Below are 12065 nucleotides of genomic sequence, written 5' to 3'. Positions count from 1 at the left end.
CGGTGCGGGGGGGTTTTTTTTTTTTTGTGGGGGGGGCCGCGCGGGTCGGTGTGTGTTGGGGGGGCCGGGGGGGTCGGGGGGGGGGGGGGGGGGGGGGGGGGGGGGGGGGGGGCCCCCCCCCCCCGCGACCGTAGTGGGACCTACTGGCCCGCGCTCGCGGTCTTGATGGCCGCGGACATGTCCTTCAGCGCCTGATCGACCGACTTGTCGCCCTTCAGGGCGGCATAGGCGTTGTCCTGAACGGCCTTGGTGATGGCCGGGTAGAACGGCGAAACAGGACGCGGGACCGCGTTCTCGATCGACGTCTTCAGGGTGGTCAGGTACGGAAGCTGGCTGTTCAGGCCAGGGTCGCTGTACAGCGAGGACAGCACAGGCGCGAGCGAGCCCTGCGTCACGAAGAACTTCTGGGTCTCTTCGCTCTGCAGGAACTGCAGGAAGGCGAACGCGGTCGCCTTGTGCTTGCTGTAGACGCTGATCGCGGCGTTGTGACCGCCCAGGCTGGACACGCCCGGCTTGTCGGCCGTGATGCCAGGAAGCGGCGCGATGCCGAAGGTGTCCTTCACCGTGGACGATCCGTCGGTCTTGGCCAGGTTGTAGACGTACGGCCAGTTGCGCAGGAACATCAGCTTGCCGGCCTCGAACGCCTGACGGCCCTGCTCCTCCTGGTAGGTGATGGCCTCGGCCGGGATCTGGCCGTTCTTGAAGCCGTCCACCAGGCGGGTCAGACCCGCGTTGGCCTGCGAGCTGTCGACGGTGACGGTCTTGCCGTCGTCGCCGACGATGGTGCCGCCGTTGGTGTTGATGGCCTCGGCCACGTTCACCGTCAGGCCCTCGTACTGGGCGAACTGACCGGCGTAGCAGCCGATGCCCTTCGCCTTGGCGATGTCGCAGTCCTTGATCATGTCATCCCACGTCTTGGGCGGGCTGGAGACGAGATCCTTGCGGTAGTACAGGATGCCGCCGTCGGAGGTCTGCGGCGCCGCGTACTGCGTGCCGTTGTAGGTGCCCGACTTGACCGTCGGCGCCAGCAGCTTCGAGTTGTCCATCTTCAGGCTGCCGGTGAGCGGCTGCAGCCAGCCTTTCGCGGCGAACTCACCCGTCCACACCACGTCGACATCGACGACGTCGTAGTTCGGGTCCTTCGCCTGGAAGTGCTGCACGAGGTCGTCGTGCTGCTGGTCGGCCTGGTCGGTCTGCTCCTTGAAGGTGACCTTCTCGCTGGGGTGTGCTGCGTTCCACTTGTCCACCAGGGGGCGGACGACGTTGGAGTTGTCCTTGCCCTGCACGTAGGTGATGGGGCCCTTGCTGCCGAGGTTCTCGCTGGCGGGTCCGCCCGAGCTATTGCCTCCTGAACCGCCGCCGGTGCATCCCGCAAGGGCGAGGCCTGCGAGGGCGACCCCTGCGATCACGGAGAGACGTGCTGCTTTCATTTCACTCCTCGTTGAGTATTTGGTGCTCGTGTCGAGCATGGTGCTCTTGGTGCAGGCGCGGGTGCGCCCGCGCTCAACGTACTCCCGCCGATAATTCTGTGCAAGCGTTTACGTCAAGCGCTTGCATTGCGATTGGGTCACGGCAGGGTCTACCCGCGTGCGGGGGCGGGGGTTCCTCCGACGGCGTAACCGGCCCGGCATCAGCGCCCACGGCGCCGACGTAGGCTTTCGGTGTGAGCGGAATGCGTGGCATGGTCGGAGGCGGCGGTCCCATGCGCTCGCGGGTCAGCACCGGCGACGCGGCGGCGCAGCGGGCGCTGAACGCGGAGGCGCCGCGCATCCCGCACCTGTTCCGCCGGATCGTGTCGCTGTTCTCCGCGCACAGGGCCGCGATCATCATGACGATGGTGCTGGTGCTGATCGGCGCGGCGCTGTCCGTCGTCCCGCCGCTGCTCACCCAGCGCGCCTTCGACCAGGGGCTGTTCCCGAAGTCCGGCACGCCGGACATGCCGGTGCTGATCGAGATCGTCGTGATCATGATCGTCGTGTATGTGGGCTCGGCGCTGCTGGGGGTCTGGCAGACCTACCTGACGTCGTCGGTCGGAAACAAGGTGATGGGCGCGCTGCGGGTGCGTCTGTTCTCGCACCTGCAGTCGATGGAGCTGAGCTTCTTCACCAAGACCAAGACCGGCATCATCCAGTCGCGACTGCAGAACGACGTCGGCGGCGTCGCGAACGTGCTCACCAACACCATGTCGAGCATCCTCGGCAACACGGTGACGGTGATCGCGGCGCTGGTGGCGATGCTGCTGCTCAACTGGCAGCTCACCATCGTGGCGGTCATCCTGATGCCCATCCTGGTGATCGCCCAGCGCCGGGTCGGCCAGGTGCGCGCGCGGATCGCCACCCGGACGCAGGAGTCGCTGTCGGATATGACCGCGATCACGCAGGAGACGCTGAGCGTGTCCGGCATCCTGCTCTCGAAGAGCTTCAACCGGCAGCAGGCCGAGACCGAGCGCTACTCGGACGAGAACCGCACCCAGATCCGGCTGCAGGTGTCGCAGTCGATGAGCGGGCAGTGGTTCTTCGCGATGGTGAACATCTTCCTGTCGTCCATCCCGGCCATCGTGTACCTGGTCTCGGGCTGGCTGATCCTCGGCGGTGCGACGGACATCACCGCCGGCACGATCGTCGCCTTCACGACGGTGCAGGCGCGGCTGCTGTTCCCGCTGCTCGCGCTCATGCGGGTGGCGCTCGACCTGCAGACCTCCGGCGCCCTGTTCGCCCGGATCTTCGAGTACCTCGATCTGAAGCCGGCCATCGCCGACCGGCCGGACGCCGTTCCGGTCGACCCGGGCCGCGACCTCGGCCGCATCGAGTTCGACCACGTGGTGTTCCGCTATCCGGACGCCCGGCCGGGGGAGCGCAACACCCTGGACGACGTGTCGTTCACGATCGAGCCGGGCGAGTTCGCCGCGTTCGTCGGGCCGAGCGGCGCGGGCAAGACCACGGTGAGCTACCTCATCCCGCGGTTCTACGACACGACCTCCGGGCGGATCGTGTTCGGGGACACCGACCTGCGCGGGCTGCAGCAGGACTCGCTGGTCTCCCACATCGGCGTGGTCAGCCAGGAGACCTATCTCTTCCACGCGACGATCGCCGAGAACCTCCGGTACGCGCGGCCGGACGCCACGCAGGACGAGCTGGAGGCCGCGGCGACGCGCGCCAACATCCATCAGACGATCGTGAGCTTCCCCGACGGCTACGACACGATCGTGGGGGAGCGCGGCTACCGGCTGTCGGGCGGCGAGAAGCAGCGCATCGCGATCGCGCGGGTGCTGCTGAAGAACCCGGAGGTGCTCATCCTCGACGAGGCGACGAGCGCGCTCGACTCCATCTCGGAGCGGGTGGTGCAGCAGGCGCTGGACACGGCCTCCCGCGGGCGCACGACCATCGCTATCGCACACAGGCTGTCGACGATCGTCGCCGCGGACGTCATCTTCGTGATCGACCACGGCCAGGTGGTCGAACGCGGGACACACCGCGAGCTCCTGGAGGTCGGCGGCGTCTACGCGCGCCTGTACCGCGAGCAGACCGAGACCGCCCTGCTCGACGACTAGTCCCGCTCCGCGATCATTGTTAGGCTGGGCTAACAATCCGATCAGGGGAGACGGGCATGGCGCTGGATGTCGTGGAGCGGCCCGCGCGCTCCCGCCTGCGCCTGTGGCTCCTGCTCGGCCCGGCCTTCGTCGCCGCGATCGCCTACGTCGACCCGGGCAACGTCGCGGCCAACCTCACCGCAGGCGCGCGCTACGGCTACCTCCTGGTCTGGGTGCTCGTCGCGGCCAACGGGATCGCGGTCTTCGTGCAGTACCAGTCCGCGAAGCTCGGCATCGTCACGGGCCGCAGCCTCCCCGAACTCCTCGGCGCGCGGCTCGGCACGGGGACGCGGCGGGCATACTGGGCGCAGGCCGAGCTTGTCGCGGCGGCGACCGACATCGCCGAGGTGATCGGCGGGGCCATCGCGCTGAACCTGCTGTTCGGCCTGCCGCTCCCGGTCGGCGGCCTCATCGTCGGCGTCGCCGCCATCGGGCTGCTCGCCGTGCAGACCCACGGCGGGCAGCGGCCGTTCGAGGCGGTCGTCCTCGTGCTGCTCGGGGTGATCGCCGTCGGTTTTCTGGCGGGGCTGGTCGTCAGCCCAGTCGACTGGAGGGCGGCCGCGTCCGGGCTGGTGCCGCGTTTCGACGGGGCGCCGACGGTGCTGCTGGCCGCGAGCATGCTCGGCGCGACGGTCATGCCGCACGCGATCTACCTGCACTCGGCGCTCGCCCGCGACCGGCACGGCGCCGGTGGCGACGAGGGGCGCACGCGCATGCTGCTCCGGGCCACCCGGCTGGACGTCGTGCTCGCGCTGGTGCTGGCCGGCGCGGTCAACATCGCGATGCTGCTGCTCGCCGCGGCGGCGCTGCCGGGGATGGCGGGCACCGACACGATCGAGGGCGCGCACGCCGCGATCAGCGCGGCGCTCGGCCCGGCGATCGGCGTGATCTTCGCGGTCGGGCTGCTGGCGTCCGGGCTGGCGTCGACCTCGGTCGGGAGCTACGCGGGCGCCACGATCATGAGCGGCCTGCTGCGGGTGCGGGTGCCGCTGCTCGCCCGGCGGATCGTCACGCTCATCCCGGCCGTCGTCATCCTGTGGCTCGGCGCCGACCCGACCTGGGCGCTGGTGCTGTCGCAGGTGTTCCTGAGCCTCGGCATCCCGTTCGCGATGATCCCGCTGCTGCGGCTGACCGGGTCGCGCGCGGTGATGGGGGAGCGGGCGGACGCCGGCTGGGTGCGGCTCGTGGGCTGGGGTGTCGCCGGGCTCGTCGTGGCGCTCAACCTCGCGCTGGTGGCGTTCACGCTGCTGCCGCAGTGAGCGGTCAGGCTCCGGCGACCCAGACCGCCGCGGCGGCCGTCGCACCGAGGACGATCGTGGCGTCCCCGACGTTCACCGTCACGTCGCCCGCGAAGGCGCGGTGCTCGTCCACCGTCAGCACGGCGTCCAGGCCGATGCCGCGCTCGCCGAGGTAGCGGAGGACGGCCGGGTCGGCGTCCGAGATGCGCACGACGGTGAGCGGCGCGCCGGTCTCCGCGTTCAGCAGCGGGACGGCCTCCGGTCGCCTCGGGGTCCCGTCGGCCGTCGGGATGGGGTCGCCGTGCGGGTCGCGGGCCGGGAAACCGAGCCGGCGGTCGATCCGGGCGACCAGCTCGTCCGAGACGGCGTGCTCCAGCACCTCGGCCTCGTCGTGCACCTCGTCCCAGCCGTAGCCGAGCTCCTCGACCAGGAAGGTCTCGATCAGCCGGTGCCTGCGCACCATCGCGACCGCTCCGCGGCGGCCGTCGTCGGTGAGCTCGATCGCGCCGTACGGCTCGTGCACGACCAGGCCCTGGTCGGCGAGCCGGCGGATGCCGTCCGACACGGTCGCGGCGCGCACGCCCATCCGCTCCGAGAGCTGCTTGACGGTGATGGGGTCGCCTGACCACTCGGTCGCCGACCAGATCAGCTTCAGGTAGTCCTGAGCGACGGGCGAGAGATCGGACACGGGCATGGAGGAGAGTCTAAGCGGCGGCCCACAGCGCGAAGGAGCGGGGTAACACGGCGGCAACGCCGAGACCGCCCTGTTACGGTGGACCGCGTGAAGTACGCAAAGACCATCATCGACTTGGTCGGCGACACTCCGCTCGTGAAGCTCAACCGGCTGACCGACGGAATCGCGGCGACGGTGCTCGTCAAACTCGAGTACCTGAACCCCGGAGGTTCGTCGAAGGACCGCATCGCCTCCCGCATCCTCGACGCGGCGGAGGCCGAAGGGCTGCTGAAGCCCGGCGGCACCATCGTGGAGCCGACGAGCGGCAACACCGGCGTGGGCCTCGCGCTCGTCGCCCAGCAGCGCGGCTACCGCTGCGTGTTCGTGCTGCCCGACAAGGTGGGCGAGGACAAGCGCAACGTGCTCACCGCCTACGGCGCGGAGATCGTGGTGACGCCCACCTCGGTGCCTCCGGAGCACCCGGACTCCTACTACTCGGTGTCCGATCGGCTGGCGGCGGAGATCCCCGGGGCGTTCAAGCCCAACCAGTACTTCAACCCGAACGGGCCTCTCAGCCACTACGAGACCACCGGTCCGGAGATCTGGCGCGACACCGACGGCCGCATCACCCACCTGGTGGCGGGCGTCGGCACCGGGGGCACCATCACGGGCACCGGACGCTACCTCAAGGAGGTCTCCGAGGGCCGCGTCCGCATCGTCGGCGCCGACCCGGAGGGCTCTGTCTACTCCGGCGGCACCGGCCGGCCGTACCTCGTGGAGGGCGTGGGCGAGGACTTCTGGCCCGGCGCCTACGACCCGAGCGTGGTGGACGAGGTCATCCCGGTCAGCGACGCCGATTCGTTCCACATGACCAGGCGGCTCGCCCGCGAGGACGGCATCCTCGTCGGCGGCTCCAGCGGCATGGCCGTGGTGGCGGCCCTCCGCGCCGCGAAGGACCTCACCGCCGACGACATCGTGGTGGTCATCCTCCCGGACGGCGGCCGCGGCTACCTGGCGAAGATCTTCAACGACAAGTGGATGCGCTCCTACGGCTTCAGCGAGGTCCCCGACGAGGCGACCGTGCACGACGTGATCCGCACGAAGCGCGGCGACCTGCCGGACCTCGTGCACGCGCACCCGTCCGACACCGTGCACGACGCCATCGAGATCATGAACACGTACGGCGTCTCGCAGCTCCCCGTGCTGACGGCGGAGCCGCCGGTCGTCATGGGCGAGGTCGCCGGAGCGCTCGACGAGCGCTCGCTGGTCGACGACGTGTTCGGCGGCCGCGCCAGGATGAACGACCCCGTCGGGGCGCACCTGGGCGAGCCGCTGCCGCTGATCGGCGTCAACGAGTCGGTCACAGCCGCGCGTGCGGCGCTCGCCGTCGCGAACGCGCTGCTGGTCACGGAGGACGGCAAGCCCGTCGCCGTGCTGACCCGGCAGGACCTCCTCACCTACCTGAGCGAATAGCCGCTCGCACCTCAGACCACCGCATCGACGTAAGGATCCCGATGACCCACGGTTTCGCCACGCGCGCCATCCATGTCGGCCAGGAGTTCGACCCGACCACGGGCGCGATCATCCCGCCGATCTACCAGACCTCGACGTTCGTGCAGGACGGCGTCGGCGGCCTCCGCGGCGGCTACGAGTACGGGCGCGCCGGCAACCCGACGCGCACCTCGCTGGAGTCGCTGCTGGCCTCGCTGGAGGGCGGCGTGAGCGCGCTGTCGTTCGCCTCCGGCCTCGCCGCGGAGGACGCGCTGCTGCGCGCCGTGCTGCGCCCGGGCGACCACGTCGTGCTCGGCAACGACGTCTACGGCGGCACCCACCGGCTCATCAACCGCATCCACGGCGCCTGGGACGTGCGCAACACCACCGTCGACCTCGGCGACCTGGACGCCGTCCGCACCGCCATCGGGACTGAGAAGACCCGCGTGCTGTGGATCGAGACCCCGAGCAACCCGCTCATGAAGGTCAGCGACCTCGCCGCGCTGGTCGAGCTGGGCCACGCCGCGGGCGCGCTGGTCGTCGTGGACAACACGTTCGCGTCTCCCGCCCTCCAGCAGCCGCTGTCGTTCGGCGCGGACGTGGTGGTGCACTCCACGACCAAGTACCTCGGCGGCCACTCCGACGTGATCGGCGGCGCCCTGGTGTTCGCGGACGCCGAGCTCGCCGAGAAGGCGCAGTTCATCCAGTTCGCCGCCGGAGCGGTGTCCGCGCCGATGGACGCCTGGCTGACCGTCCGCGGCATCAAGACGCTCGACGTGCGGATGAAGCGGCACAGCGAGAACGCGCAGGCGATCGCGGAGGCCCTGGTCGGGCGCCCCGGGATCGACGCGGTGTACTACCCCGGCCTCCCGGACCACCCGGGCCACGAGCTCGCCGCCCGCCAGATGAGCGGCTTCGGCGGCATGCTGTCGGTCGCGCTGAGCGGGGGAGCGGCGGCGGCGCGGCGGTTCGCGGAGTCGACGGAAGTGTTCCAGCTCGCGGAGTCGCTCGGCGGTGTGGAGTCGCTGATCGGCTACCCGTCGGAGATGACGCACGCGTCGGTCCGCGGCACCGAGCTGGAGGTCCCGGACAACGTCATCCGGCTGTCGGTCGGCATCGAGGACGTCGCCGACCTGCTCGCCGACGTCGAGCAGGCGCTGGGCCGCTAGCCGACGCCGCCAGCCGACACGGCCATGACCTCCATCCGCCCGGCGCGCCCCGCCGACGCCGACGCCGTGCTGCGCCTGTTCGACGATGCGATCGCCTGGTTCGTCACCATCGGGAACACCGGGCAGTGGGGCACGCAGCCGTTCTCGGAGCGGCCGGAGCAGGTGACCCGCGTGCAGGGCTGGGTCGCCGAGCCGGGGACGTGGATCGCCGAGCACCCCGAGGCGGGCGTCGTGGGCTTCCTCGCGCTCGGGGCGGCGACCGAGTACGTGCCGGCCTCGACCGAGCCGGAGCTGTACGTGCGCGTCCTGATCGGCTCCCGCGACCCGCGCGCCACGGGGACAGGCCGGCGGCTGCTGGACTTCGCCCACGCGGAGGCGCTCGCCGCGGGGGTCGGAAAGCTGCGGGTCGACTGCTACGCGGGCGGGACCGGCGACCTGGTGCGCTGGTACGAGTCGTGCGGGTACACGCGCACCGACCCGTTCCTGGTCGGCGAGTGGCCGGGGCAGGTGCTCGAGCGGCGGGTCGTCCTCCCGGGCTGAGCCGCGCTGGGCGGATTCACGGGATACGGGGTATTGCTCCCTGAGGAGCCCTCACCGATAGTGGTTGTCGTGAGGACTTTCGGGGTGGAGGAAGAACTCCTCCTGGTCGATGAACGCGGGATCGCGACTCCGGTCGCCCCGTACGCGCTGGCGGACGCCCCCGCCGGGACCGAGCTCCGGCTCGGCGCCGAGATCCAGCAGGAGATGATCGAGACGCAGACGCTCCCGCGGCTGACGACGCACGACCTGTACGCGGACATCGTGGAGGGGCGCACGCTCGCCGACACGCTCGCACGCCGGCACGGCGCCAGGGCGGTGGCGGTCGCGATGTCGCCGCTGCCGTTGCGCCCGCACCCGACGCCTGGCACGCGCTACGACAAGATGATGGCCAAGTACGGGCTCACCGCGAAGGGCACGCTGGTCTGCGGCTGCCACGTGCACGTCGTGATCCACTCCCGCGAGGAGGGCGTCGCCGTCCTCGACCGCATCCGCACCTGGCTGCCTGCGCTGCTGGCGCTCACGGCCAACTCGCCGTTCGTCGGCGGCGTCGACACCGGGCACGCCAGTTACCGGTTCGTCGCCTGGCACCAGTGGCAGAGCGCAGGGCCGACCGATGTGTTCGGGTCGGTGGAGGCCTACGACCGGTTCGAGCGGCTGCTCGTGGAGACCGGGGTCATCCTCGACAAGGCGATGCTCTACCTGGACGCGCGGGTCTCCCACAAGCAGCCGACCGTGGAGGTGCGGGTCGCGGACGTCTGCCTCGACGCGCGCGACACGGTCGTGCTGGCCGCGCTGGTGCGCGCCCTCGTCGACACCGCCGTCGGCGAGTGGCGTTCGGGCGTCGCGCCGCTGGCGACGCCCTCCGCCGCCCTGCGGCTGGCCGAGTGGCAGGCGGCGCTGACCGGGGTCGGCGGCACGCTCCCGCATCCCGTGACCGGCCGCGAAGGCACCGCGATCGCCGCCCTCGACGCCCTGCTCGCCCACACGGCGCGCGCGCTGGAGAGCTACGGCGACCTGGAGCTGGTGCGCCGCGGGGTGGACCGGATCCTGCGCAGCGGAGGCGGCGCCGGCCGGCAGCGGGCCGCCCACGACCGGCGCGGACGGATGCGCGACGTCGTCGCCGAGGCGGTCGCGGTGACCCACGACGAGAGCGTCGAGGGCGACGGGCGCATCGTGGCGTAGCAATCCCTTCCGCCGGAGGCTCGACGCGCTTACGCTTCGGACATGGGATGGAGGGCCGGGACGTGGAGGCGGACATGACGGGGAAGGAACTGGCCCACCAGCACGCCGTGTACACCTACGGCACGCTCCCGCTCACCCTCATGTACAGCCCGACCGCGACGGCGGCGTGGGAGGTGTACTTCGGCGGCGACTACCTCGGGCTCGTCGAGGAGTCGCACATCCCCGGCGACCCGTGGCCGGCGTTCGTGGCGCGGCCGCCCGGCGAGGAGGAGACCGGCGACGGCATCCCGGCGCGGGACTGGCGGGTGGCCGTGGAGCTGCTGGCGGCGCGCGCGGGGCTGTGAGGGACGCGGGGCCGTGAGGGACGCTCCTCAGTCGCCGGGCACCGGCTCCGTCACGCGCTCCAGCTCCGGCAGCCTCCAGGTCCCGTCGAACCACGGCTCCAGCGGCCCGTAGAGGCGGACCATCGGGAACCACGACTTGCCCGGCACGGTGCCGATCCAGTTCGACCCGTGGCCTGCGGGCGGGTTCGGCCCGAACCAGAGCAGGTGCGAGCCGTCGGCGTCCGGCTTCACGGTGCCGGCGAGGCTGGACAGCGCCGGGTACGGGTTGTCCGGGAGCTGGAGCAGCGAGCGCGTCTGCGTGTCGTAGAGGTCGATCGACCAGAAGTTCTTCGCGGGCGGGTCGGCCGGGACACGGAGCGTGTAGGTCGCGCCGCCGTCGAGCACCTGCCCGTCACCGTCCTCCGCGGTGTACGCGTAGGCGGACCCAGCGCCCACCTGGGCGTGCGCCATCGCCGGCGTGATGACGGTCGCGAAGTAGTGGAATTGTGTTCTGGCGTCCAGGAGCCGCGCGCCGTCGCGCAGGAACTCGTAGCTGCCGCCGACGAACGCGTTCTTCCACGACGACCCTGGCCAGTAGTACGCGGCGGGGTCGCGCGGCGCGAAGACGAGAGCGCGCGAGATCGCCGCTCCGAGCCGCGCACCGGCGTCGAGGAGCCGCGTCCGCTGCTCGTCGGGAGCGAACGGCTGTCCGTGCACCACGCCCAGCGCCGCGAAGACGCCGGCGCGCTCCGGGTCGAGGGCGTCGACCGGCTCCTCCTGGACGAGCTGGTCGACCTCCCGGAAGAAGTCGAGGTCGTTGGAGTGCACGGTGTTCTGCCGCACGTCGGCGATGTTGAGGAAGGTGTTCCCGCGGGGCGCCGCTGCCTCGGCGAGCGGGTAGATGCGCGTCGTCTTCATGGCGGGCACACCGCCGAGCGTGCGGAGGACGACCCAGTTGCTGTAGGTGGCCGGGCGCAGCACGAAGTAGCCGTCCGGGTCCGCGCCCTCCCAGCCCGGGGGAAGGAACAGGTACTTCCCGCCCGCGCCACGGTCGGGACCCGCGATGCCCATGTCGGTCACGTACCGGAACCAGAAGTCGTCCACCACGCAGAGCGACTCCGGCGGCGTTTCGATGACCGTCGGACCCCACGCCTTCAGATCGAGGAAGGTCGTCCCGTAGGTGGTCTCCGTGTTCGGCGTGAGGTAGAGGCCGCCCGAGTTCGCGCGCGGGTCGGTGTAGCCGACGATGTCGGGCGAGGTGACCCCTGCGGTGCGCAGGCCGCTGCGCATCGCCACGAGCGACGCTCCCGGGATCCCGATCAGGAACGCCTCCGCGGCGCGCATCAGGTCGAGCGCGTCGTAAAGCGCCTCCACCGACGTCGGGCGTGGCACCCCGTCGAAGAACTCGAAGGCGCCGAACGGCGACGGCAGCTCATCCGGCGTCGAGATGCGCCGGACGGCCTCCCGCAGCTGGTCGGCGGTCAGCCCCGCACCCGGTGTCCCCTCGATCGGCATGGCACGTCCTCCCCGTGGCCGGTCTGTCCGGCCGATGGCGGGAAAATAACGTGGAACGCGAAGGGGCGTCTAGATGTAGTGCCCAGGCAGGTTGCTTGATAGTCGGGTGATGGGCGGGAGCTTGCCGGTGGCGGTGTGGGGTCGGTGGTGATTGTAGTGATGGAGCCAGGCGGGGAGGGCTGCTCGGCGGGCTGACTCGCTGTTGTAGTGCCGGGAGTAGGCCCATCCGTCGCTCATGGTGCGGTGGAATCGTTCGATGCTCCTATGTTCGTCAAGTGCTGATTTGGGGCAGGTTGGCGTAGATCTCTCGAGCGATGTATCTCTTGAGGCAGCGGATGATTTCGC

The 12065-nt window shown here is 70.8% G+C and carries 10 protein-coding genes and 1 pseudogene; 7 read left to right on the top strand and 4 right to left on the bottom strand.

The window, feature by feature from the left end:
• Positions 1 to 140: 140 nt before the first annotated feature.
• Positions 141 to 1430 (bottom strand): ABC transporter substrate-binding protein, encoded by a 1290-nt coding sequence (locus ACFQ9V_RS20255; protein WP_382460912.1) that lies wholly within the window; start codon positions 1428 to 1430, stop codon positions 141 to 143.
• A gap of 242 nt (positions 1431 to 1672) precedes the next feature.
• Between ACFQ9V_RS20255 and ACFQ9V_RS20250 the strand changes: the two genes are divergently transcribed.
• Both ACFQ9V_RS20250 and ACFQ9V_RS20245 read left to right on the top strand, forming a co-directional pair.
• The gene (locus tag ACFQ9V_RS20250; protein WP_382460921.1) at positions 1673 to 3550 is read left to right on the top strand and encodes an ABC transporter ATP-binding protein; all 1878 of its coding nucleotides are present in this window, start codon (positions 1673 to 1675) and stop codon (positions 3548 to 3550) included.
• A 56-nt stretch (positions 3551 to 3606) separates the two neighbouring features.
• Positions 3607 to 4848: an Nramp family divalent metal transporter gene (locus tag ACFQ9V_RS20245; protein ID WP_382460911.1), complete on the top strand. Its 1242-nt coding sequence runs from the start codon at positions 3607 to 3609 to the stop codon at positions 4846 to 4848.
• Positions 4849 to 4852: 4 nt separating this feature from the next.
• Here the strand turns inward: ACFQ9V_RS20245 and ACFQ9V_RS20240 are convergent, their stop codons facing one another.
• Positions 4853 to 5521 carry a metal-dependent transcriptional regulator gene (locus ACFQ9V_RS20240; RefSeq protein ID WP_382460910.1) on the bottom strand — a complete coding sequence of 223 codons (669 nt, stop codon included), beginning with the start codon at positions 5519 to 5521 and terminating at the stop codon, positions 4853 to 4855.
• An 87-nt stretch (positions 5522 to 5608) separates the two neighbouring features.
• Here ACFQ9V_RS20240 and ACFQ9V_RS20235 point away from each other — a divergent pair, with 87 nt between their 5' ends.
• From ACFQ9V_RS20235 to ACFQ9V_RS20215, 5 genes are all read left to right on the top strand, one after another.
• Positions 5609 to 6973 (top strand): cystathionine beta-synthase, encoded by a 1365-nt coding sequence (locus tag ACFQ9V_RS20235; protein ID WP_382460909.1) that lies wholly within the window; start codon positions 5609 to 5611, stop codon positions 6971 to 6973.
• A gap of 41 nt (positions 6974 to 7014) precedes the next feature.
• On the top strand, positions 7015 to 8160 hold the full coding sequence (locus tag ACFQ9V_RS20230; protein ID WP_382460908.1) for a cystathionine gamma-synthase: 1146 nt from the start codon (positions 7015 to 7017) through the stop codon (positions 8158 to 8160).
• Between the two features lie 24 nt (positions 8161 to 8184).
• Positions 8185 to 8700, top strand: a complete 516-nt coding sequence (locus tag ACFQ9V_RS20225) for a GNAT family N-acetyltransferase (RefSeq protein WP_382460907.1) — start codon at positions 8185 to 8187, stop codon at positions 8698 to 8700.
• A 60-nt stretch (positions 8701 to 8760) separates the two neighbouring features.
• Entirely contained in the window at positions 8761 to 9882 is a 1122-nt protein-coding gene (locus ACFQ9V_RS20220; protein WP_382460906.1) for a glutamate--cysteine ligase, read from the top strand.
• 74 nt (positions 9883 to 9956) lie between these two features.
• Positions 9957 to 10226: a hypothetical protein gene (locus tag ACFQ9V_RS20215; protein ID WP_369960974.1), complete on the top strand. Its 270-nt coding sequence runs from the start codon at positions 9957 to 9959 to the stop codon at positions 10224 to 10226.
• Positions 10227 to 10253: 27 nt separating this feature from the next.
• Here the strand turns inward: ACFQ9V_RS20215 and ACFQ9V_RS20210 are convergent, their stop codons facing one another.
• Positions 10254 to 11720 carry a DUF1254 domain-containing protein gene (locus ACFQ9V_RS20210; protein WP_382460905.1) on the bottom strand — a complete coding sequence of 489 codons (1467 nt, stop codon included), beginning with the start codon at positions 11718 to 11720 and terminating at the stop codon, positions 10254 to 10256.
• Between the two features lie 69 nt (positions 11721 to 11789).
• Positions 11790 to 11981, bottom strand: a pseudogene (locus ACFQ9V_RS20205) (integrase core domain-containing protein); the annotation flags it as partial.
• Positions 11982 to 12065 lie beyond the last annotated feature (84 nt).

Origin of the sequence: Leifsonia sp. NPDC056665 (genome assembly GCF_042791795.1) — a bacterium.
GTDB lineage: Bacteria > Actinomycetota > Actinomycetes > Actinomycetales > Microbacteriaceae > Leifsonia.
Note: the sequence above shows the minus strand (reverse complement) of the source record. Positions and strands in the feature narration are given on the sequence as shown.

What these genes read in the sequence shown, in the direction of transcription:
- ACFQ9V_RS20255 (WP_382460912.1), bottom strand. Translation starts at nt 1,430, where the DNA reads ATGAAAGCAGCACGTCTCTCCGTGATCGCAGGGGTCGCCCTCGCAGGC.
- ACFQ9V_RS20250 (WP_382460921.1), top strand. Translation starts at nt 1,673, where the DNA reads ATGCGTGGCATGGTCGGAGGCGGCGGTCCCATGCGCTCGCGGGTCAGC.
- ACFQ9V_RS20245 (WP_382460911.1), top strand. Translation starts at nt 3,607, where the DNA reads ATGGCGCTGGATGTCGTGGAGCGGCCCGCGCGCTCCCGCCTGCGCCTG.
- ACFQ9V_RS20240 (WP_382460910.1), bottom strand. Translation starts at nt 5,521, where the DNA reads ATGCCCGTGTCCGATCTCTCGCCCGTCGCTCAGGACTACCTGAAGCTG.
- ACFQ9V_RS20230 (WP_382460908.1), top strand. Translation starts at nt 7,015, where the DNA reads ATGACCCACGGTTTCGCCACGCGCGCCATCCATGTCGGCCAGGAGTTC.
- ACFQ9V_RS20225 (WP_382460907.1), top strand. Translation starts at nt 8,185, where the DNA reads ATGACCTCCATCCGCCCGGCGCGCCCCGCCGACGCCGACGCCGTGCTG.
- ACFQ9V_RS20215 (WP_369960974.1), top strand. Translation starts at nt 9,957, where the DNA reads ATGACGGGGAAGGAACTGGCCCACCAGCACGCCGTGTACACCTACGGC.
- ACFQ9V_RS20210 (WP_382460905.1), bottom strand. Translation starts at nt 11,720, where the DNA reads ATGCCGATCGAGGGGACACCGGGTGCGGGGCTGACCGCCGACCAGCTG.